This is a genomic window from Flammeovirga sp. EKP202 (genome assembly GCF_014534745.1).
In the GTDB taxonomy this organism is placed as follows: domain Bacteria; phylum Bacteroidota; class Bacteroidia; order Cytophagales; family Flammeovirgaceae; genus Flammeovirga.
Genome location: NZ_JACVVP010000008.1, coordinates 1 through 21,526, shown reverse-complemented (window position 1 = coordinate 21,526; position 21,526 = coordinate 1). Strand labels below are relative to the sequence as shown.

At 34.2% G+C, this 21,526-nt stretch carries 19 protein-coding genes; 7 read left to right on the top strand and 12 right to left on the bottom strand.

The genetic code is table 11. The features are described from left to right. The 3 genes from IC221_RS06545 to IC221_RS06535 form a co-directional block, all read right to left on the bottom strand. Positions 1–1,263, bottom strand: coding sequence for an RluA family pseudouridine synthase (locus IC221_RS06545; RefSeq protein WP_223241312.1), 1,263 nt, complete (start codon positions 1,261–1,263; stop codon positions 1–3). A 269-nt stretch (positions 1,264–1,532) separates the two neighbouring features. Further along, positions 1,533–2,291, bottom strand: coding sequence for a tetratricopeptide repeat protein (locus IC221_RS06540; RefSeq protein WP_188168192.1), 759 nt, complete (start codon positions 2,289–2,291; stop codon positions 1,533–1,535). A 132-nt stretch (positions 2,292–2,423) separates the two neighbouring features. Next, positions 2,424–3,296, bottom strand: coding sequence for a prephenate dehydrogenase/arogenate dehydrogenase family protein (locus IC221_RS06535; protein ID WP_188168191.1), 873 nt, complete (start codon positions 3,294–3,296; stop codon positions 2,424–2,426). A gap of 145 nt (positions 3,297–3,441) precedes the next feature. On the opposite strand from IC221_RS06535, the gene IC221_RS06530 reads away from it, so the two are divergent. Together IC221_RS06530 and IC221_RS06525 are read left to right on the top strand one after the other, a co-directional pair. Continuing rightward, the gene (locus IC221_RS06530; protein WP_188168190.1) at positions 3,442–4,740 is read left to right on the top strand and encodes a hypothetical protein; all 1,299 of its coding nucleotides are present in this window, start codon (positions 3,442–3,444) and stop codon (positions 4,738–4,740) included. A 62-nt stretch (positions 4,741–4,802) separates the two neighbouring features. Further along, positions 4,803–6,845 carry a M13 family metallopeptidase gene (locus tag IC221_RS06525; protein WP_188168189.1) on the top strand — a complete coding sequence of 681 codons (2,043 nt, stop codon included), beginning with the start codon at positions 4,803–4,805 and terminating at the stop codon, positions 6,843–6,845. Between the two features lie 256 nt (positions 6,846–7,101). Here IC221_RS06525 and IC221_RS06520 read toward each other — a convergent pair whose 3' ends face one another. From IC221_RS06520 to ppk1, 5 genes are all read right to left on the bottom strand, one after another. Next, the gene (locus tag IC221_RS06520) at positions 7,102–7,548 is read right to left on the bottom strand and encodes a hypothetical protein (protein ID WP_188168188.1); all 447 of its coding nucleotides are present in this window, start codon (positions 7,546–7,548) and stop codon (positions 7,102–7,104) included. A 133-nt stretch (positions 7,549–7,681) separates the two neighbouring features. Then, positions 7,682–7,849: a DUF2310 family Zn-ribbon-containing protein gene (locus IC221_RS29865; RefSeq protein ID WP_188168187.1), complete on the bottom strand. Its 168-nt coding sequence runs from the start codon at positions 7,847–7,849 to the stop codon at positions 7,682–7,684. A gap of 82 nt (positions 7,850–7,931) precedes the next feature. Continuing rightward, on the bottom strand, positions 7,932–8,390 hold the full coding sequence (locus IC221_RS06510) for a hypothetical protein (protein ID WP_188168186.1): 459 nt from the start codon (positions 8,388–8,390) through the stop codon (positions 7,932–7,934). A 256-nt stretch (positions 8,391–8,646) separates the two neighbouring features. Continuing rightward, a complete protein-coding gene (locus IC221_RS06505; RefSeq protein ID WP_188168185.1) occupies positions 8,647–9,135 on the bottom strand; it encodes a regulatory protein RecX in 489 nt (162 codons plus the stop codon). Then, positions 9,135–11,255, bottom strand: a complete 2,121-nt coding sequence (gene ppk1 / locus IC221_RS06500) for a polyphosphate kinase 1 (RefSeq protein ID WP_188168184.1) — start codon at positions 11,253–11,255, stop codon at positions 9,135–9,137. The genes IC221_RS06505 and ppk1 overlap by 1 nt, the downstream gene beginning before the upstream one ends. 166 nt (positions 11,256–11,421) lie before the next feature. Between ppk1 and IC221_RS06495 the strand changes: the two genes are divergently transcribed. The 3 genes from IC221_RS06495 to IC221_RS06485 all read left to right on the top strand — a co-directional run bounded on the left by IC221_RS06495 (position 11,422) and on the right by IC221_RS06485 (position 15,419). After that, positions 11,422–12,885 (top strand): caspase family protein, encoded by a 1,464-nt coding sequence (locus IC221_RS06495; RefSeq protein WP_188168183.1) that lies wholly within the window; start codon positions 11,422–11,424, stop codon positions 12,883–12,885. After that, positions 12,885–14,504 (top strand): DNA mismatch repair protein MutS, encoded by a 1,620-nt coding sequence (locus IC221_RS06490; RefSeq protein WP_188168182.1) that lies wholly within the window; start codon positions 12,885–12,887, stop codon positions 14,502–14,504. The genes IC221_RS06495 and IC221_RS06490 overlap by 1 nt, the downstream gene beginning before the upstream one ends. A 339-nt stretch (positions 14,505–14,843) precedes the next feature. Then, positions 14,844–15,419, top strand: coding sequence for a hypothetical protein (locus IC221_RS06485; protein WP_188168181.1), 576 nt, complete (start codon positions 14,844–14,846; stop codon positions 15,417–15,419). An 87-nt stretch (positions 15,420–15,506) separates the two neighbouring features. Here IC221_RS06485 and IC221_RS06480 read toward each other — a convergent pair whose 3' ends face one another. The 4 genes from IC221_RS06480 to IC221_RS06465 all read right to left on the bottom strand — a co-directional run bounded on the left by IC221_RS06480 (position 15,507) and on the right by IC221_RS06465 (position 20,048). Further along, positions 15,507–17,075, bottom strand: a complete 1,569-nt coding sequence (locus IC221_RS06480) for a M20/M25/M40 family metallo-hydrolase (RefSeq protein ID WP_188168180.1) — start codon at positions 17,073–17,075, stop codon at positions 15,507–15,509. Positions 17,076–17,270: 195 nt separating this feature from the next. Beyond that, on the bottom strand, positions 17,271–18,047 hold the full coding sequence (murI, locus tag IC221_RS06475; RefSeq protein WP_188168179.1) for a glutamate racemase: 777 nt from the start codon (positions 18,045–18,047) through the stop codon (positions 17,271–17,273). 3 nt (positions 18,048–18,050) lie between these two features. Further along, complete coding sequence (locus IC221_RS06470; protein WP_188168178.1) at positions 18,051–18,953, bottom strand: hypothetical protein; 903 nt, start codon at positions 18,951–18,953, stop codon at positions 18,051–18,053. 3 nt (positions 18,954–18,956) lie between these two features. Continuing rightward, entirely contained in the window at positions 18,957–20,048 is a 1,092-nt protein-coding gene (locus IC221_RS06465) for a DUF1573 domain-containing protein (protein WP_188168177.1), read from the bottom strand. 279 nt (positions 20,049–20,327) lie between these two features. Here IC221_RS06465 and IC221_RS06460 point away from each other — a divergent pair, with 279 nt between their 5' ends. Together IC221_RS06460 and IC221_RS06455 are read left to right on the top strand one after the other, a co-directional pair. Then, the gene (locus tag IC221_RS06460; protein WP_156152342.1) at positions 20,328–20,882 is read left to right on the top strand and encodes a SiaB family protein kinase; all 555 of its coding nucleotides are present in this window, start codon (positions 20,328–20,330) and stop codon (positions 20,880–20,882) included. Between the two features lie 6 nt (positions 20,883–20,888). Further along, positions 20,889–21,266, top strand: coding sequence for a DUF1987 domain-containing protein (locus IC221_RS06455; RefSeq protein ID WP_044205426.1), 378 nt, complete (start codon positions 20,889–20,891; stop codon positions 21,264–21,266). Positions 21,267–21,526: the final 260 nt, after the last annotated feature.

The following is a 21,526-nucleotide window of genomic DNA, read 5'->3' as shown; positions in this document are numbered from 1 at the left end:
TTAACCATATCTTAAGAAATCTTCCCATCTGCGAATTAACCTTTGCATATCTTGAGGGATTTCTGAATTGAATTGCATCCACTTTCCTGTTACAGGATGCTCAAATCCTAATGACTTGGCATGTAATGCTTGACGTGGACAAATCTTGAAATTATTTTCAACGAATGTTTTATATTTTCCAGTACTTACTCCTTTCAATATTTTATCTCCTCCATACATGGCATCTGAGAATAAAGGATGACCTAAATAACGCATATGAACACGAATTTGGTGTGTTCTACCCGTTTCCAGCTTACATTCTACCAAACTTACATAACGCATATCTTTCAATACCTTATAGTGTGTGATGGCATGCTTTCCATAGGTTGCATCATCAGGAAGTACAGTGTAAACTCTTCTATCTTGTGCTGATCTACCAATCATAGATCTTATAGTTCCTTCTTTTTCTTCATCCGGGAAAGTACCCCAAACTAAAAGGTTATAAGTCCTCTCAATGGTATGATCATAAAATTGCTTTGACAAGTGTGTTAGCGAATGTTCTGTTTTTGCAATCACCAACAACCCTGATGTATCCTTATCAATTCGGTGAACCAACCCCGGTTTATCACTTCCGTTGAAAGAAGTTGGAAGGTCTTTAAAATGATAAGAAAGGGCATTGACCAAAGTACCTGATGTATTATTAAAACCAGGATGCACCACCATTCCAGGCTTTTTATTGACAATCAAAAGGTCCTCATCTTCATATACAATATCAAGCGGGATATTTTGAGGTTCAATTTCTTGTGCTCTAGGTTTTGGCATAAATACCATCACTACATCACCTGCTGCTACTTTATAATTTGGTTTTACAGGCAAACCATTCACTAGGAAGTGACCGTCTTTTAATCCACTTTGAATTCGGTTTCTAGATAGATTAGGAATTCTATCTACTAGAAACTTATCAATTCTAAGGGCTGTCTGTTTGGGGTCTACTTCAATGCGTAATTCATCAAACTCATTTAAAGACTGTAAGTCTTTTTCCGTGAGGTTGAAATCCTCTGGCCTGTAGTAATAATCTTCCGTTTCCTCTTCTTCTTTAGCTGAAGACTGAGTTTTATTAACAGCTGTTGGGTCAGAAGCATTATTTTCTTCACCAGTTGTGTTATTAGGCAGTAAGTTAGCCGAATCTTTTACTTCTTCCTGAGAGGTATCTTTTTTCGACATTTCTTCGTCATTAAGATGATTAATTTCTTCTTTTTTAACGTAATTGCTTGTTCCGCTCATCTCTGTTGATAATCAAGTTTTGGTTTAAGGTTTACTCTAAATTGGTTTAAAGAAAGAGTGTTGATTTACTATTTTGAAAGTTATCATTTTGAGTGTAAAATCGTCAATTTATACATCTCGTAACACAATACTCTTGCTTAATATAAAAGAATACGATCCAATTATAAAAGTTCCCTTCACTCTTTAATTAAAGATTAAAATGAATTCTTATTTGAATTCAATTCATAAGCGTGAATCAATCAATTTAACGTGTGTACACTTAAGTATACTTATTTATTCTGATTTGGTAGTTTAAATCCGTTTTTCACGAAATCGATAAACTCCTGGAAAACTGCTTTATCAGTAAAAACGCTCTTAACGATACCCCAAAAACCACCAACAGCTTGTTGTTGTTCCATTTGAGCTTTAGAGATTGCCGCTTTTTCTTGAATCAACTGACGTTGTTCTTCCTCTTGCTTTGCTTTCTCTTCTTTCCAGTCTTCTAAAAGTTCTGTGATTTCTTTTTTCTCAGGATCAATACCTTCATAGCCTACAAGATCATTTGATTTTTTGTAGTGCTCTTGAGCCTTGTCCCAAGCTCCAGTCTGTTCTTGAATTAACCCAAGGTTGTTGTGTGCAATTGCATCTTCAGGGTCCAACTCAATGGCCTTTTCATAATCAGCAATGGCCCCTTTTGTGTCTTTCATGTGTGCTTTCACGAATGCACGACTAGAGTACCTGAAAGGGTTTTGAGGTTCTATTTGGATGGCTTTATCAAAATCAAGAATAGCTCTCTTGCTATTTCCTTGCATATGCAATACAATTCCACGGTGAGCGAAAAAGTCTGCATTCAACGGCTGAAGGTTAATCGCTTTATTGATATCTCCTAATGCACCGTCATAAGCCTTCATTTTGTAACGAGCAACTGATCGGTGGTAGAAAGCACCCACATTTTTCTCGTTCTCTTTTAATACAGCATTAAAGTAAGACACGGCTTCAGTGTACTTACCTTCTTTAATCAATTCTAAACCTTGACTATATTCTTCCATATCTATTTATGAAGTGAACTTCACTTCCAAATTTTTATCCTTTCCCTTCTTCTGAAAAAAGCAGTAAATAATTTCTTATTCTAATCTAAACTTACAACAATGTAAAATGTGTAATTGTTTACAGCATTAAGATTACATTTCTAGCCTTTCGCTCAACTTCTGCATCAAGTGACTCGACACTTCTATGTCTCCCTCATTTTGAGAGAAGAAACCCTGCATTTCTGAAATGTAATCGATGAATGAATCTCTATCTCTTGTCTGAATGATATCAAACAGTTTGTTCATTTCATCTCTGAAAATACGTACTACCTCATACACAAATTCATTTCTCATTTGAATGTCAGCATATAGCAATGGATTCTGCATGACATATCGAGTATAAAATACGATAAAAATTCTGTAAGGAGGGGAAGCAACACTCTTAATATCTTCAAAGTCTTCGTTATATCTTGCCATTGTCTTGGCTGACACAAAAACATTGAAGTGATTTAGGCCTTGCACTAATCCCATTTGCTTGTCATGCTTGATATATTCAACATCTTTTACAATCCCTTTATGAGAAGTAAAAAATGCCTTGAAAGCTTGTTCTAGGTCTTCAGCACCATCCACATGATTGAACAAAACCACGTTGCCATCAAAGCTTTTGATTGAAGGACCAAACATAGGGTGAATAGAAAGATACCTTGGCAATACTTCAGAATAGACTTGTCTTAGAGATAGGTATTTCTCTACCACAAATTTTTTCACTGAACATAAATCTACCAAGTACTTATCATCCAATGATGGAAACACTTCCTCCATCACATTAGACATTGCTGAGATAGGCACTGCTAGGATCACAATATCCGCCCAATCTGCTAACTGTCTATTCGACTCAAATTCACTTTCTTTTCCTCTTGATGAAAACCTTGTTTCGATTCCCTGTGCTCTGAAAAATTTCACAACCCAGCTCCCTAATCCTTGGTTACCACCAACAACTCCTATTTTTTGCTTGTTTAGTTCCACAATTATCTCACTCAGATTTTATATATTCGTTAAAATTACTTCATTTTTGAAGATTCAAACGAGATTCTTTTTGCATTCGTCATGCAAAAGTACGTATTTCATTTTTTATTTGGGAGTAGAAGCAACGTGAAGTGGCGAAATGACGATGACTTTTGATTATTTTATGCCTGTAGACTGTACAGGCGAGACATTAGATGAGTATTTAGAAGAGGCTTGGTTTAGAGATGGACCAATGATGTCCCGCTATGAGATGATTTACTTTAGAAATCATGTCTACTCCATCGTGCCCATACGTGTAGGTCTTGACGGTTTTAAGTTTTCGAAAAGCCAACGAAAGCTTATTCGTAAAAACAGCCAATATGAAGTCAAAATACAACCTCTGGAAATTACAGAGGAAAAAGAAAGAATGTATGCTGAACATAAAGGACGTTTTCAATCACCCAACTCTCCTACCTCACTTAAAAACTATTTCCTTGAAGAAGGCAATGAAGAGTCGCCTTTTGAGACTTGGGAACTTCAAATCCTCGATGGTGATAAAATTGCTGCCATCTCCTTTATGGATTTAGGGAAAGAATCAATTTGTAGTATTCTGGCTTTGTTTGATCCAGATTACAGCAAACAATCATTGGGTATCACTACCATGCTCCTTGAAATCGAGTATGCACAAAGCACTAACAAGAGCTTCTATTACCCTGGTTATGTGTTAGATGAAGACTCTGTTTTTGACTATAAAAAGCGATTAAACAATCTTTACTTCTTTGATTGGGAAGATTATACTTGGCAGGAATGGGAAAACTTCCAACCTGAAAAATCCACGAATGCGGTATTAAGACACAAGCTAGGTGCCGTGCAAGAAATAGCAGAAGAACTCAATGACACCAAGTTAGATTTAGTGCAAAATGAAGCCTTCTTTTATAACATCTGGCACAATACATTTGATGTATCCGGTATCATTCCTTCCCCATTATTTCTGGAATGGGAATCACAATGGTTCCATCAACTTTCGATCAATGTTGATTTCTTAGAGGACATTCATGAACCTTTGTATGTACTTTCTCATCAACAAGAAATTCTAGAGCAATCTTATTCTGCCACTGCGATCAATGATGCATTGCATAAATTTCAGATGAGAATCCGAAATGCCGCTATTGTACAACAACAAAACCTTTTCCTTTTGGAGGAATACCTGATTCAAGAAGATATTGAAACAGATATTACAAAAATGTTTTCGAATGGAAACAAGCTGGATGGTTTTATTGAATTGGCAATTGAAGGAAAACATTTAACCATTTATATTTCCTACATTCTTTCAAAAAGAGTATTCTTAATGCAGGCATCCAACGACTTAAGAGATATTACAGTCGATTCTTTTGCATCGGCAAGAGACTGTGCTATGGCTATTAAAGAATGGTATTATAGAAAGACATTAAGTTTAGTTTTATAAGACTAGTGTTCTTTTTTACTTCTGAAAAGTTATAATTTGGATTCAGGTTGTATTTTAGAAGTATGAAAACCATTTTTTATCTCTTATTCATCATTTCCGTCCTTTTTTTCTCTTCGTGTAATGAAGAAGAACAAGGAGAACAATTCCATCCTTCTCATTTTTTTGACTTGAGTGATTTTGATACACTCACTTCTCCAAAAGATAATTTCTATCAATACGTCAACGGTAACTGGCAAAATAAAGAGCCCATTCCAAAGGACAGAGGTTCTTGGGGTAATTATTCTGCATTAAGATTAAAAAATAATATCAGAATAAAATCATTGCTTGAAACCACTTTGCGTGAAGGAAATTACCAAGAAAACTCAAATACCTCCAAAGCTGTTCTCTTTTTCAAAGAGGGAATGGACTCTGCCAAAATTGAAAAGCTTGGAACTGAACCAATTCAACCCATCTTAAAAGAAATTAATGCCATTGAGAACTTCTTTGACCTTCAAAAAGTAGTAACTCAACTTCATACCAAAGGGATTCATCCTTTTTTCAAACCTACCATTTTTCAAGATTCTTACAGAAATAATAAACAGAGTATTTTCCTTGAATTATCGGGAATCAGTATTCATAATACTGACTTTTACGCCCTGCAAGATTCAAATGCCATTAAAATGAGAATGGAGTACCTAGAACATATCCAACGAATGTTCAAACTATTGGGCTACTCTGATCCAAAATCTCTTAAAGTAGCAAAAACTGCCTACACTGTGGAAGAAGATATTGCTGAACAGTTTAATATTTCAATCCGGAATCACACCAACGAAAAGTATTACAATCTTAAATCACTTCCTGAGTTAACCGACCTTTGCCAATCCTTTGTCTGGAAACAGTACAACAGAGAAATTGGTGTGCAAACTGATACTGTTATTGTCACCAACATCACTTACTTTTCAAGCATAGATGCCATCATTCTGAAAAATGGAATTGAGAAAATAAAAAATTACTTACAATGGAGGGTTTTACATCATGCCGCTCCTTATCTATCGCATCAATTTGTAACGGAAGACTTCCGATATTTTGGTAAAAAAAGAGATGGATTAAGAGAACAGCCCTACCGATGGAAAGCAGTGTTAAAAGCGACCAATAAGGCTGTTGGGTTTGCTGTTGGAGAAATGTATATCGCCAATTATTTTCCAGAGGAAGCTAAAGCTGAAGTCAAGGAGATGATTGATAATATATTACTCACGGCTGCTGAACATATTAGGAATATTGAGTGGATGGACAGCAATACCAAGAAAAGTGCGTTACTCAAACTCAACAAATTAACCGTAAAAATTGGCTACCCACAAAAATTCCCTTCTTATACTTCTTTAAAGTTAGGTGACTCCTATTACGAAAATATTATCCTATCCAACCAATGGCTTTTTCAAAATAAAATTGATGCTTTTAATAAAGGAAGCAGTGCTAAAAAATGGATTATTACTCCTCAAACTGTCAACGCTTACTATCATACACTCTATAATGAATTTGTAATAACGGCAGGTATTTTACAGCCACCTTTCTTTCATCATCAAGCAGATGATGCTGTAAACTATGGAGCTATTGGGGCCGTGATCGCTCATGAAATTACACACGGTTTTGATAATATTGGAAGACGTTATAATGCGGAAGGGAACGTCCAAAACTGGTGGACCTCTAAAGATTATTACGCTTTCAAAAATAGAACGAGGAAATTAATTGATCAGTTTGATCACTATGAACCTCTCCCCGGTATTACCATCAATGGCAACCTTACACTCAACGAAAATATAGCAGATCTTAGTGGCTTGGCAATGGCCTATCATGCTTTGGAACAAACACAAGGGGCGAATGTTGATATTACAAAAATTGATGGTTTCACTCCTCAACAACGCTTCTTTATTTCTTGGGCTACACTTTGGAGATCGAAAACTCGTGTGGAGGTACTCCGACAGAAATTAATGACAGAAACACACCCTCCGGGAGAATATAGGGTCAACGGTCCTCTTTCTAATTTCACTCCCTTTTATGAAGCTTTTGATGTACGTCAGTATGATGGAATGTGGAGAAAAGAAGAAGATAGGGTTCAAATTTGGTAAAGAATGCGATTCTAATACTTGATTCAAGTACATTTCGGCTAAAATGATAGGAAAAACAATCTAGAAAAAGTTCGTAACGAAATGGAATGTCTACCTTTAGGGTTAAGGTCATTTATACTTTAATTACGTTGCTTATTAGAACAGCAACCTATTTCCTATCACTTTCCTGTCAAGTTACATGAAAGTTGAAACGAAGCTACAGCACTTGAATTTACTACCGTCTAATCTATAGGTCTTTACAGTGTTGTGCTTTTCGCTATTTATATTTTATCATAATTCTAGCTGTTCCGCCTTTTGGATCATAATCTGTTTCAATATTACCCCATTTGAATTTTCTTCTTTGGCTTAGATTATCAGTTAACCACCTTTCGTATAATTCCTTTTTTCTTAGTTCATTTGCTTCAGTCCAATCTGCCCATGTCTTTTTTAATTCGCTAAGTAAAGAAAATCCAAAGTCAATAAAATCAAGCTGGTCATTTTTGAAACAGAAATTAAAATGAAAAAAGGCACCAGGTAATTCAACCTCTTTTAAATTAATCCACTTGTAACCGTTTTTATAGTCTAATGTTTCATGTTTAACATCTTCAGACTGATTAAGTGCTTCTTCAAAACTCATTTTATGATAAAACAACTTTTTATTAATCTGAACATGTCCAGAATCAATGTCAATCAGGTTACTTATAAATAGAATCTCTTCTTTCATCTTCCTCTTTATTTTTCACTTATTCTCTGCATAACGAAGTTACTAAACTGTATTGAAGACAGTATTGTTGAAAATGCTGTTTTTAGTTACTGATACCATTTAGTTATTATTTGTTTGATGAAAACTCAGAAATTCATCTACAATCATCACATTTAAATGTGCAAAAATCATTAAATGTTAAACCTTTTATTAACCAGTCACCTCCACAATTTGGACATTTACGATCCTTATCTTTTTTTTTACACCCAAGCTCAATAATTAAAAAGAAAATTATAAGTTGGGATTTCAGTAAGTCTTTCAATGGTTTGACAACATATCTTTAAAGTCTTCTATTTAATAGAAAAAATGACTTCAAACTTTAACTAAAACACTAGGTTCTGCTTCTAAATTTTTGGGGTTTTTATTTTAGAAGATTTCACTTTCCCAAAATACACAATTTCTAAAACCTCTAATTCCGAATTGTTAGAACCTAAATGTCCATATTCAGATTTTTCATCTTGTATTAATACCCCTTTTAAAATCATTTTCATACTTTTCATACAACCTTGCATTTCATAGTATCTAATTCTTTGTTCTTGTGTGAAAGTTACTTTATCAAAGTTCAGGTGCATATCAAATTTATCATAACAGTTATCTTTTTCTATTAAGTTAAATGAAGAATATTCCATACAATTAGAATAAATCCCACCAACTACTACTGTATCTTTAATATGAAAATTTAATTCACAAGCTTCTTTTATTACTTTTCTATTTTGGTAATAATTTAATTTGGATTTACATGATACCATTATCATTGAAATTAATATTCCGAATATGCATATCTTAAAATAAATCTTCTTCATATTACTTTTAAATATGTGATTAAGATTGAAGAAAATATTGGCTAACATTGAATAAACACAATGACGTCTATCCTTAAAAAATTAGTTTGCTGAATAGAGTGTTGAAAGCATTTCACAATTTATTGGTTATTGTAATACGAAACAAGGAGAGATTTCTTGTAAAGTGAGAATTTAGCATCACTCCAATGATAAAAAATAAGGAGGCGAATCAAACTTTTCATTTCAATTCGCCTCCTCTATGTTTTAGAAGAGTTCATTATTCCTCCTTATTTTTCACTTCGAAAAGAGCATCTTCTACCGCATTGTAGCAAACTTCTGTTTCAAACCCTTTGCCTGCTAAATGTTGAAGTGCTTTCCCTTTGACTAAATGATTTTCTTCTCCTTTTTCGATCAATCTTTCAACTTTTTTGAGAGCAATGCCTAAGGCAATTTCATAATACTCTTCATCGTTGATTTCATTCAAGGCTTCTTTTCCTAAAGAAGGAGAGACGCCCTTCTGATGTAAAGCCATCTGAATTTTGCGTCTCCCCCATTTATTACTTCTGAATTTTCCTCTTACAAAAGAAGAAGCATACCTTTTTTCATCCCAAAATTTATTCTCCTTCAACCATGCTAATACTTCAGGGATATCCTCCTCTGCATATTCCCACTTTTTTAATCGGTTTACAATTTCTTGCTGACAACGATCTTGGTAAGAACAATAAGCGGCTATTTTGGGGAGAATCTGCTGATAGGTATAATCCATTAAAATATTTTTGATTTATTGACTACTTTCTGAGTTACATTGTAGAACTCATTGAAGACATTAAATGATCTATCTCCCTCTTTAATCGTTTGTTTGGTGTAAGAACCATCTTCGTTCATTACGAAGCTGTTGACATTATCCTTTAAGTTGAAATCAAGAATGTTGATGGCTTCTTTTTTACATAATGGATCTACAATTTCGAACTGAGATTCAATTCTTCGGTCAAATGATCTTGTCATTGCATCCGCACTACCACCATACACAATTGGATCACCGTTGTTATGGAAATAGAACAATCTTGTATGCTCTAAGAAATCACCCACAATCGATCTTACCGTAATATTTTCACTTAATCCTTCACGGCCAGGACGAATACAGCAAATACCTCTGACAATCAAGTGTATTTTTACGCCCGCTTGAGAAGCAGCATAAAGTGCATCCATCATTTTATCATCCTGGAATGAGTTCACTTTGATCATAATACCTGATGGCAAACCATCTTTAGCGTTTTTAGCTTCTTGCTCAATTAAGTTAATAAAACCTTTTCTCATCTGACGAGGTGCAGTGAGGATTTGGTTATAACGCTTCGGTTGAGAGTGACCTGTAATGGCATTAAAGAACTCTGATACATCTTCTCCGTAAGCTTCCTTTGAAGTCAATAGACCAATATCAGTATAGAGCTTCGCCGTTGATTCATTGTAGTTACCGCTACCTAAGTGAGCATATCTTGTCACTTGATCCCCTTCATTTCTTACGACAAGCATCAACTTGGTGTGTGTCTTTACGGCTGACATACCATAAATCACAAAACACCCTGCCTCTTGCAATTTCTTCGCTTCTTGTAAGTTGTTCTCTTCATCAAAACGAGCCTTTACTTCAAAGAGTACCGACACCTGCTTACCACTTTCCACCGCAGCTAATAACGCTTTGGTTACTCTAGAATCTTTTGCTAGACGGTAAATTGTCATTTTGATTGCCAATACTTTCGGATCATCTGCCGCTGCCTCCAACAGTTCCAACATTGTATCTGGGCTATTGTAAGGGTGATGTAAGAAAATATCTTGTTTCTTCAAGCGGTCAAAAATATTGTCGCTATCTCCTTTCTTAATGCTTTGCATTGCAACAGGAGTTGTAAACTGAGGAGAAGTAGGTTGTAAATAAGCAAAGGCTTTATGTCCTACAATCTGCCAATATCTTGTATGATCCAATAATACTGGAGACTCAAAAATATTGTCCTCATCTATATCAAAACGCTCCATTAAGACCTCTCTCAACATTGGACTTGGGTTTTCAGTGATTTCCATTCTCACTACCCTACCTGTTTTACGAGTTCTTAATTTTGATTTTAATTCATTTAAAAAGTCAGTATCCAAATCATCACTCTCATCCAATGTGAAGTCACCGTTTCTTGTTAATCTAAATAAATCAACTGACTCTACTTCTACATTTCTAAAAAGACGCGTAATGTGTGCTTCAATGATCGATTCAATAGGTACAAATACCCAATAATCTTCTCTTTCAATCTGGAAAAACTTCGGAAGGTTTTTAGGAATTTGAACAAATGAAATTTTTCTTCTATTACCTGTTTCCTCTCTTTTATCCGTAGTCACGACTCCAAAGATGGTCAGTAAGTTTTGTAATACAGGAAATGCATGATACGTATCATAGACCATCGGAGTAAGCATTGGGAAAACCATTCTGTTGAAGTATTTATCCACATGCTCTCTCTCATTATCATTCAGATCTTTTACATCTAAAATTTTGAAACCGTTATTTTCAAACTCAGGCTGCAATTCATCCAACAACAATTCAGACTGTTGCTTAGAAAAATCATGAACGTCTTGAAATAGTTTTTGCTTGAATTGATCTTCTCTTAATCCTGAGTAATCCGTTCTGCGTTTACCGTAATCAATGTAATTATAAAGCGATCCGACACGAATCATAAAAAACTCATCTAAGTTTGAGGCAGTAATCGCCAAAAACTTCAGTCTTTCGAAAACTGTTCTCGAAGACATCTGTGCTTGATATAAAACTCTATAATTGAACTGAAGCCAGCTTAAATCTCTACTGATGTAATTACTACTATTGATTAATGCTGCTATCTTCTCTTGGTTTATCATAAATTACGGTATATAGGATTTTTTTGGATATATATGTTATTTGTTATTCAAAATTACTATTTATTAATGGCAATAGCATTACATGATTGTAAGTTTATTGTAAAATTATTTCATTATCTTCATCATGAAATTGAACAACAAAAAAACAAAGATCTAATAAGCTCAAATGAAGTCGATACTATCATTATTATTGTTTTTCCCTATTTTAGCCTTCGCTCAGAATACCCTTGTCATCTTCCCTTACACCGAAGAAGGTGAGTCAATATGTGACAATTACAATGTCTACAATACAAAAATGGTCCTGCAAACCATAGAAGAAGCATGTATTTATAATGCCTTTAATGTAATTGACACTCAAACCCGAATGCGAAAAATTGAAGCTGAAAATGTTTGTCATCTCAGAAACAATCAAATCAGAAAAGCTGTAATGGGACAACGTCAAAAATCATACATTGAGGTTTCTTATAAATTACACAAAACACCTAAAGGGAATTACCTGGATTTATACCTACTTTTAAGAGACGCCAACTCTTCTAATGTTTTTGTTGTTCAAAAAATGACATCGAAAAAACGCTATTCTTCCAATATCAAAGAATTTGCTCAACGACTTATTCAATTGAACTTTGACGACTTTAAGCAACAATGTAATTTGGCTCGAAAAAACGGAACAAAAGTAGATATTTCATCAATGAAAATACCTTCAATTGCTCCTACACAAAAGACAGATTACACCAAGGGAAAACAACCAAAACCGCTAAAAGGTAGCAAAGGTGCTAAAGAAAAAGAGGTAGTAGCCGCTCCTGTAGTAGAGAAATTTCCGTTAAGTGATGTTGATCAAAATATTCCTACCTATGGTAAAGTCAACGAAAATGCCGTGGCTGTTGTAATAGGAAATAGAACATACAGAAACAATGATGTCCCTGAGGTAAAATTTGCGATCAATGATGCTAAGATGGTAAAGTCTTACCTTAAATACGGATTTGGATTCAAAGAAGAAAATATCATTTATATTGAAGATGCTTCTCAGGCTGATTTCAATGCCATTTTTGGAATTAAAGGAAATGCCAAAGGCAAACTTTACAATTATGTAAAACCCAACGTATCGGATGTCTTTGTCTATTATTCAGGACATGGAGCCCCAAATCCAGAGACCAATAAAGGCTATTTTGTACCTGTTGACACTGATCCTTCTTTGATTCATTTTAATGGCTATTCTTTAGATACTTTTTATGAAAACTTAGGTTTAGTACCATACAAATCTCTCACTATTGTGGTGGATGCCTGTTTCAGTGGAAGTTCTGAAGGGGGAATGTTATTGAAAAATATTTCTCCTGTATTTATCAAATCGGAAAATAAGGTGTTACGAGATGAAAACGTAGTCATTCTCACCTCAGCTGCTTCAGAGCAAGTTTCTTCTTGGTACAATGAAAAATACCATTCTCTATTCACTTATTATTATCTGAAAGGACTACAAGGTGCTGCAGATACCAATAAAGACAGAAAAGTGACTTTAGGAGAAATGAAAGCCTATATTGTTGATAATGTTCCTTACATGGCAAGACGTTTAAACAATAGAGAACAAACGCCGGAGATTACAGGAAGTGATGAGATTATTTTGATTCAACGCTAATGAAATCTCTCTTTTTTGTCATTCTATTTCTATTATTTCTTTTTCTCCTTCTTCAGTACTATCACAATAGAAAAGAGAAAAAGAAACGCTATCATTCACTTCTTGAAAATTGGGGTAAAGAGAATGAGGACAGGTATATCAACTTTGATAGGGTTAATCGGTATTTCTTAAAGTCGAAACATAGTTCAAATACCTATCAAACAATAGCTGAAAATACAGTTGCCGACCTTGATCTTCATGACATCTTTCGGTTTATCAATAGAACTTTATCAAGTATCGGTGAGCAGTTTTTGTATTATAAATTTCTAACGATTCAGTCCCCTCATCAAAAAAATAATTTCACTAATCTTGTTCAGTTCTTCCAACAAAAAGAAAATGAACGTATTCAAATTCAATCTATTCTACAACAATTAGCATCACCTAGAGGATACAATGTGGAAAAGCTTATACATGATCCACATCTCAAAATTCCTTCTTATTATTGGTTTTGTTTTTTGAGTAGCATTACCACGTTTATTTCAATCGTACTATCTGTATGGTATCCATCATTACTTTTGCTAGTGATTCCTTTATTTATTATCAATATGGCAATGCATTATGTCAATAAGAAAAATGTTGATCATTACAGTGAAGGGCTCTCCGTTTTATTCAAAATGCTTAAAGTAAAATCAAAGCTAAAGCCTTATTTTGAAAATGAAATAAACAATGTCTCTACGAAAGAACTCAAGAAACTAAAAATTTACTCCTACTTCATCCAATTCACTTCTGACAATGATCAAGATCCAATTGCTCAATTGTTGATTTGGAACGTTGAACTCTTAAAAATTCTTTTCAATGTAGAAGTGATTGCATTTTATAGTTGTGTCCAAAAACTAGGGAAACATAAGAATACTATAGATGAGTTATTCCAATATATAGGTCTAATTGATAGTGCTCAATCTATTGCTAATGTACTATCTGGTGAATTAATTACATGTCAGCCTCATTTTTCTAAACACTTTCATGTTGAAGAAATAATACATCCTTTATTAAAAGATTGCACACCCAATTCATTTTCACTCAATAAAAAAGGAATGTTACTGACAGGGTCTAACATGTCTGGAAAAACAACATTCATAAGAATGGTATCCATCAATGCACTACTAGCACAAACATTTGATTTCTGTTTTGGCAAACATTACAACGCTCCTTACTTTAAAATTTATTCGAGCATTAGAATCAGTGATAGTTTAAAAGAAAACACCTCTTACTATTTACAAGAGGTAAAATCTATCAAAAAAATTGTTGAGGCCTCCCAAGAATCCGCTCCAAGCTTATTTGTAATGGATGAACTTTTCAAAGGAACAAATACGATAGAACGTATCAAAAGTGCTAACGCCATATTATCTTACTTATCAAAAGGTAATCACTATACCTTCGTAGCTACGCACGACCTGGAATTGACAGAATTACAATCAGACCGATATGAACTTTGGCATTTTTCTGAAATCGTAAAAGATGAAAAAATATATTTTGATCATAAGTTAAAAAAAGGGAAGCTTAGTAGATTCAATGCCATTGAAATTCTCAAACTCAATGATTACCCTGAAGAAATCATTAATACTTGTCTTGAAAATTAGAGTGCTATAAAATAGTTGTTTGATAATGAATATTTAATACCTTCTTTTTCACACTCTGAAATCACCTCACTCTGATATTTGGTATGTAATCTAAACCTGTTAGCCAACAATTATCAACATGTACTTTACTACTTCTTTATCAAGAATATGTTATTGAAACTAAAATCACTTGTTTAATGTCAATCTTTTTAATTATTTAGAATAAATAAGATAAAAAATTATTAAATAAAGATAATTTTGAGCTTTTAAGTAAAGTTTTTGAACCAATACACATTGTTACACATCGTACATTTTACGTATACTTAGATAAATATCACAAACAATACAATTGAGATACCTATGCCTATTGCCGTCATCACACAAGCTATAGTTTCTGCTATATCAATTCCAACAGAAGCTGATAATATCAATCTCCATATGAAAAATGGAGACCTTATTTCTATCACTAAAGCGGAATTGAAACAGAAAAAATCAACTCCTACAGAAATTGTCTATAAAAGGAAAAAAAAATATCACAAGATACCTGCACATGAAATTGATTATGTCCGCTATGAATCATTAGATACTTATGATAAAACCGCAGATTTTATTGAAGAATACAACCTCATGATTCAAGAACTAGATGGACATGTTTTAGAATATTATAATACTAAAAGATATAAGAAGTCACGAACTTCCCAAACTTTTGCTGTTTCTGGTTGGACACTTGCCGTAACTGTCAATCCACTATTTTGTGCTGTAGCACCTATTCCTACTACTCAAGCAATCTTAACGATGAAAACCGCAGATAAAACCCACGTGGTAAGTGGTAAAGACTGGAAAGCGGTAAAAAAAGCACAGAAGGCAAAAATTAAACAGCTTAAAGAAAAGGTAAAAATGGACAAGGAAATGGAAATGCTTGCTCAAAAAGGATAATACCTCCAATTTGAAAATTAAAAAAGTCACTCTATCATCGTTAAATTATGATAGAGTGACTCTTTATTTATAATGAAATACTGGCTTTTACTTTGCCATATCCCAAATATTCAAGAAACTTAATTTTGTGATTTCAGCTGCCTTATCCATCATAATTTTATCTGCATGATCAGATACCTGATGATAATCTTCGTGCCCTCCAGTATGGTACCAGAAATAGGGAATTCCTTCTTTATCGAAATTTACATTATCAGACCCTCCTGCTTGACCTTGTTTTGTTTTTCCTTCAAACATCTCAAGGTTGATATTATACTTTTCGATATTATCAGCATTTAGCGTCCAAGTAGAAGGACTGTTTTCGTTGTAGATAAAACTGACTTGATTATCTTTTGAATGCCAATCTCCTCTTCTTCCAATCATGTCAAAGTTTAAATACATCTTGATTTTTGACTTATCTTCAAACGTTCTCAAGAAATTTTTTGAGCCATGTAATCCTTTTTCCTCCGCTGTCCAAGCTGCAAAAAGTAATGTTTTATTCGGTTTCACCCCTGTAGCTTTAGCGGCCTTGGCAATCCCCAATATGGCTGCAACACCCGAAGCATTATCATCCGCACCATTCCAAATATATCCTTCACGCTTACCTAAGTGATCATAATGAGCTCCAATCATGACCAAACTATCTGACTTAGCACCTTCGATCTTTGCTAAAACATTTCTTACTCTAATTCTTTCCACATCAGCATTCGCTTGAAAAGACGCTGAAGATGCCAAAAGAGAGACTTTATGTAGTTTACTTTTACCAATAGAAGCTTCGTACGTCTCAACTTCCGTTCTGTCAACCAAAGAAGCCATTATATATTCTCCACCCATAAAAACAGGAGGTATTGTACTCTGTTTTGTTACAGGACTGTATATCCTTGTGTCATAAAATGAAGATAGTGGTCTATCTCCCTCATAATATTTCCTATTATCTCTAAAAGGAATATTGTTTGCATGCTGAGGTAGGAATCCATTAAGTTCAATTTCGATAATCGCCAATGCACCATATTTGTCTGCTAATTGTTCTTTTAATTTATGGATCTGCTTTTGTGGTACTTCCTTCAGTGAATTAGCAATTTGTCCTTCCTGAGGTACACCCTTAAGCCTCACCCATATTTTCCCTTGAAGTTTACTCTTTTCATAGAAATCATCATAGCCCAGAGAGTCAACCTGTAGCCCGTAACCCACAAATATAAGGTTTCCTCCACCATTAATGCTAGTCGGAGCCGCTTTAACTTCAAAATCTGTATGATTGGTAAATGTAAATTCCTGTCCTTTACTATTTTTAATAGACAGGTGTTGTTCTTCCGCTGCTTTGTATTCTAATACATCAAAGGCCTGAAAATAAGTTGGTTTACCATTAATAACATCCCCAGCGGGTTCCAATCCCATAAATTCGAACATGCTCGCTAAGTATTCAGCTGATTTGTAAGCTCCAGGTCGCCCTGCCTCTCTTCCTTCCATCCAATCTGAAGAAAGATATGTTATTGTAGAAGCTATTGTTCCCTCATCTATTGCCTTTAGTCCTTTCTCTTTTGGCGATTGTGCATAAATAAATGCAAAAGGTAGATGAAATAATAAGGTAGATAAAATGGTATAGGTTGATAATTTTTTCATTTCTAATAAGTGTAGGTTTAACGAACGAAATTTCGTCCATTTAATGGTAAGATGAAATGAAATTTAGTTAATAATAAACAACAACCTATACTACAAGTATTGAGCATTATTTATTCTAGATTGGGAAGAGTAAAATAGATAGAAAAAGTAAAAGGTAAACGTATGGCCTACCCTTTTACTTTATTTTAATCTGAATTATAAATCAAATGATTGATAATCAACTTTTATATTCTTACCGATGAGCTTTTCTACACCCGCCTGAAAAGAAACTACATTGGGACTTGAAGTATAGAATTGATATTTAGCCTCTTTATTTAATAAGGGATCGGGTAACAATCTATTGATTTGTTTCACTACTGCAGGGGAAGGGTCTATCAATTGAACCTTTTCTCCCACAATCTCTTGAAGATCGTCTTTCAAAAAAGGGTAGTGTGTGCAACCTAACACAATATGATCCACATTTTCTTTTAGCATTGGATGCACGAGTGGCTCTAATAATTCCTTTGCTTTTGGGGTTCTCATCAAACCTTCCTCTACCAACTCCACCATTCCATAGCCTGGCTGTACAATAACATTTATGCCCTTAGTAAATTTTTCTTTGGTCTGTTGGAATAGTTCTCCTGAAAAAGTCCCTTCTGTAGCTAGTACCCCAATCGACTTCGTTTGAGAAGAGATGGCTGCAGGTTTAATAGCAGGTTCCATCCCCACAAAAGGGATAGAATATTTCTCTCTCAATGGCTTAATAACTGCAGCAGTCGCAGTGTTACAAGCCACCACAATTATAGTTGCTCCTTTCGAAATCAGAAAGTCAGTAATTTTAATTGCACGATCAATTAACTCTTCTTTTGTCTTCGAACCATAAGGAATATACTTTTGGTCTGCAAAGTAGAGCATAGACTGTTGAGGTACCTGCTGATAATAGGTTTTCCATACTGATAAACCTCCTAACCCAGAATCAAAGAAAGCAATCATAATTTATTTTCTTTTTCGAGGATCATTTGCATCAAAAAAGTGCCATGACACCAAGACATCTTGAATCTGTTTTGTATCAATTTCAGCCACTTCTTTTGTTTTCGGGAAGTAAGCAAAAACCTTATTTTGGAAAGGGTAAATTCCCACTTCTACGTTATAAGCAGGTATTAAATCTTCCATTTTCACTTTACAAAATGGTTTATATTTTGAAACTGTATCTGCAATGAAAGAATTTCTCACTTCAAAGTTAGATCCTTGCGTTTTAGGCAGGGAACTAACAAATTGATAAACAGCAGCCGAATCTAAAATATTAACGCCTATAACATTGTAAAAAGGATCTTCAAATGAAATCAACACGTTATTCTCAGGGTTTCTATCATACTGCAAATCAAAAGTTTTCAATGTTTTCCAAGAAGTTCTAAATATTGTCTTATCTCTCCATTCTGCCTTAGTTGGAGAAAATATTTCTTCTAAGTTTACAAACTGTCCAGGTATTTCAATAGCATACGTTTCGCCATTGATTTCGCCATAAGAAACAATATCACTTTCAGATTGAATTTTTGCAGTGATCACCGGAACGTTAGAAATATAGATGACAACATCTTTTCCTCCTTCAATGACTCTGTCCTTGTTTTCGACGATACGTGTTTGCTGTATTGTTTGAAATAAACGACCTACTTTTTGAGGAGATAAATCAATATTCTGATCCATTACCCATCGTCCATCTTCTAATTTCTGAATAGAATGACCGTCAATATCAAATTGAGTGATATCACCTAAGTGTTCAACCTTAAAAAAAGTAAGATTTTCTGGTTTGCTTGCTGTTGAAAAATCAACAAAGGAGAAACCTATAGCTGCGATCAGCAATAGGTTTACTCCTACTAGTACTTTTATCTTGTTTGTCATTTTTTAGTTTCCTTCTGTCGATTTCACATCTGCCTCAATATACAATGTGCTCTCCGGTTTTTTAGGATCATTCGTAATAATTGTAATTGACTTCTTTACTTGACGGTTGTAATTACCCGCTGTAAATGTGACATCTAATTTTGTACTTTCACCTGGAGCTAACGTTGTTTTTTGAGGCTTTGTGGCAGTACATCCACAACTTGCTTTTACTTTTCTAAGGATTAACTCAGATGTTCCTTTATTGGAAATTGTAAATGCAACAGATTTTTTATCCAATGCTTTCATTTCTCCCAACTGCTGTACTGTTTTATCAAATTCAACTGTTGGTGTACTTCCATCCTCAGCTAAACTTGCGAAATCTTCCTTAATATGTGCACTAATATTGATACGTTTTTTAGGAGAGTCTAAATCAGATGTAGGCAATTGGAAATATTCAAATAAGTAGCCATAATCGTCTTTCATTGAAGCATCATAACTAATATAAACCGTCGCTGTATCGTTAATACTCAATTTGTCTTTTGTACCCCACACTTTGATATAATCAGGCACTTTCACTTCATCAAACTTTATTTTAACAGGAGCAATACCTTGATTATAAATAATAGTAGAGACTGTGTCTTTCTGTGTGTTTAGAATATTGCCGAATAAAATATGAGTAGTTTTAAATCTCAAATTACCAATTTCGTGAGGGTACCAATCTTTAGGGCCTTTCGGTCTTGGAATCACATTTCCTTTAATGGTTAATACCAATACTTGTGGATTACCATTTGTTCTCACTGAAATTGTTTTTGTAAATGGACCAGGTCTATTTTTAGTGGAATAACTTACTTGTACATACCCTTTACCTTTTACGGCTACTTCTTCAGTAGACCAATTGGGTGTGGTACATCCACAACTTGCTTTTACGCTTGTCAGTTGTAATGGCTTATTTCCTTGGTTTGTAAAATCAAAGATCGCTTCAGCGTCTCCATCCTCTTCTTTTATATCTCCGAAGTCATGAACTAATGAATCGAAAACAATTTTTGATTGAGCGAATAATGGATTTACTAAGAACGAAAAAATTAAAATTGAAAAACTTATGTATGTCTTTTTCATCATTAATGACTAAAAATTTCATGTTTGGTATTATAAATGCAAAAATAAAGATAAGTTTTATATACTGATAATCTTTTTTTGACGTTATTGTAATAACCTTTTTAAAGAAAATAATAATAATCTTATTGGTTCTTAAATATTTACAAAAAAAATAGTATTATTGGATTTAGATACTATTGATCTACTCGCACTCTCGTGTAATATTTGACGGAAGCTTATTGATTATTAGGAATTTTTTAAACGATTTAACGCATTATACCGAGGATATCTATGGGGTACATGGAACATTTTAGCGTGAAGACTTTCAAGCAGCAACTGGCGATGAAAAAAATATCGCTTGCATTCCAGGGAATTTTTTCTCAGGATGTTCTTGCATTGATAGGTAAAAGTTTACGCAACACTCCCGAAAGTAGAGTAATTGCAAAGCGCCTTTTTGCAATAGTAATTGAAATGGCGCAAAATATTCATCACTATTCTGCAGAAAAACAATACTCCGAGAAGGATGGAAGAGATATTGGCGTGGGAATTGTAGCTATAGCAGAAGATGATCATCATTATATAATTACTTCGGGAAACTGTATAGTCAAAACAGAGGTTCCCCCTTTGATTGAAAGGGCTAATTACATCAATGGACTATCGCCTGAAAAACTAAAAGAATTCTATCGTGAGCAACGTAAGGCTCCTCAGCGTGAAGGTAAGCCGGGAGCAAACTTAGGTTTCATCGACATGGTTCGTAAATCAGGAAACCCGATTGAAATTAATATAAAAGAGTACGACGAGACCAGATCATTTTTTATATTATCGGTTAGAGTTAACAAGGAACTACAAAATTAAAATAGCATGGAAAACTTCCATATTGACGGATCAACTTATATTCCGAGAATTGATTTCAATGCTGAAACAGGAGTTTTAGAAATAGAAGGGGAATCGTATCACGAATATACTACAGAATTTTTTGGTCCTATTTTTAGCTGGCTTGAGGACTATTTAGAAGAGTCGGGAAAAGAAATTACAATGAATTTCAAGATGTCTTACTTTAATACATCTTCATCAAGAAGATTTTTAGAGATTTTGACTTTGCTTGAAGAATACCAGAATAACAAAGAAGGTAAAGTTGTTGTGAACTGGTATTATGAAGAAAACGATGTTGACATGTTAGAAAGTGGTGAAGAATACGCAGATGACGTAGAGCTTACTTTCAACTTGCTTCCTTATTAATTCACACACATCATTGAATTGAAGGTGAAAAGATGTAGATCTTTTCACCTTTTTTTGTGCCCTAATATTATTTCTGTGCTGATGTAACAAAGTATTTCTTCTCCATTTCTTTGAAATTAAAATACCTTTTAGAAGGGAGTAGTGGACAAGAAGTTCTATTCTAACAAAGAATATTTCCCGTATTAACTGACCTTTCGCTCACCAAAAATTTGCGAATGGTAAAAGTATAAATATAAGGATGCTAAATTAAGCTGTTTTTA

Coding starts and splice junctions, on each gene's coding strand:
- murI (WP_188168179.1), bottom strand. CDS start 18,047: ATGATTGCTTTCTTTGATTCTGGGTTAGGAGGTTTATCAGTATGGAAA.
- IC221_RS06480 (WP_188168180.1), bottom strand. CDS start 17,075: ATGAAAAAATTATCAACCTATACCATTTTATCTACCTTATTATTTCAT.
- IC221_RS06530 (WP_188168190.1), top strand. CDS start 3,442: ATGACTTTTGATTATTTTATGCCTGTAGACTGTACAGGCGAGACATTA.
- IC221_RS06510 (WP_188168186.1), bottom strand. CDS start 8,390: ATGAAGAAGATTTATTTTAAGATATGCATATTCGGAATATTAATTTCA.
- IC221_RS06455 (WP_044205426.1), top strand. CDS start 20,889: ATGGAAAACTTCCATATTGACGGATCAACTTATATTCCGAGAATTGAT.
- IC221_RS06520 (WP_188168188.1), bottom strand. CDS start 7,548: ATGAAAGAAGAGATTCTATTTATAAGTAACCTGATTGACATTGATTCT.
- IC221_RS06525 (WP_188168189.1), top strand. CDS start 4,803: ATGAAAACCATTTTTTATCTCTTATTCATCATTTCCGTCCTTTTTTTC.
- ppk1 (WP_188168184.1), bottom strand. CDS start 11,255: ATGATAAACCAAGAGAAGATAGCAGCATTAATCAATAGTAGTAATTAC.
- IC221_RS06545 (WP_223241312.1), bottom strand. CDS start 1,263: ATGAGCGGAACAAGCAATTACGTTAAAAAAGAAGAAATTAATCATCTT.
- IC221_RS06505 (WP_188168185.1), bottom strand. CDS start 9,135: ATGGATTATACCTATCAGCAGATTCTCCCCAAAATAGCCGCTTATTGT.
- IC221_RS06470 (WP_188168178.1), bottom strand. CDS start 18,953: ATGACAAACAAGATAAAAGTACTAGTAGGAGTAAACCTATTGCTGATC.
- IC221_RS06460 (WP_156152342.1), top strand. CDS start 20,328: ATGGAACATTTTAGCGTGAAGACTTTCAAGCAGCAACTGGCGATGAAA.
- IC221_RS06485 (WP_188168181.1), top strand. CDS start 14,844: ATGCCTATTGCCGTCATCACACAAGCTATAGTTTCTGCTATATCAATT.
- IC221_RS06495 (WP_188168183.1), top strand. CDS start 11,422: ATGAAGTCGATACTATCATTATTATTGTTTTTCCCTATTTTAGCCTTC.
- IC221_RS06465 (WP_188168177.1), bottom strand. CDS start 20,048: ATGAAAAAGACATACATAAGTTTTTCAATTTTAATTTTTTCGTTCTTA.
- IC221_RS06490 (WP_188168182.1), top strand. CDS start 12,885: ATGAAATCTCTCTTTTTTGTCATTCTATTTCTATTATTTCTTTTTCTC.
- IC221_RS06540 (WP_188168192.1), bottom strand. CDS start 2,291: ATGGAAGAATATAGTCAAGGTTTAGAATTGATTAAAGAAGGTAAGTAC.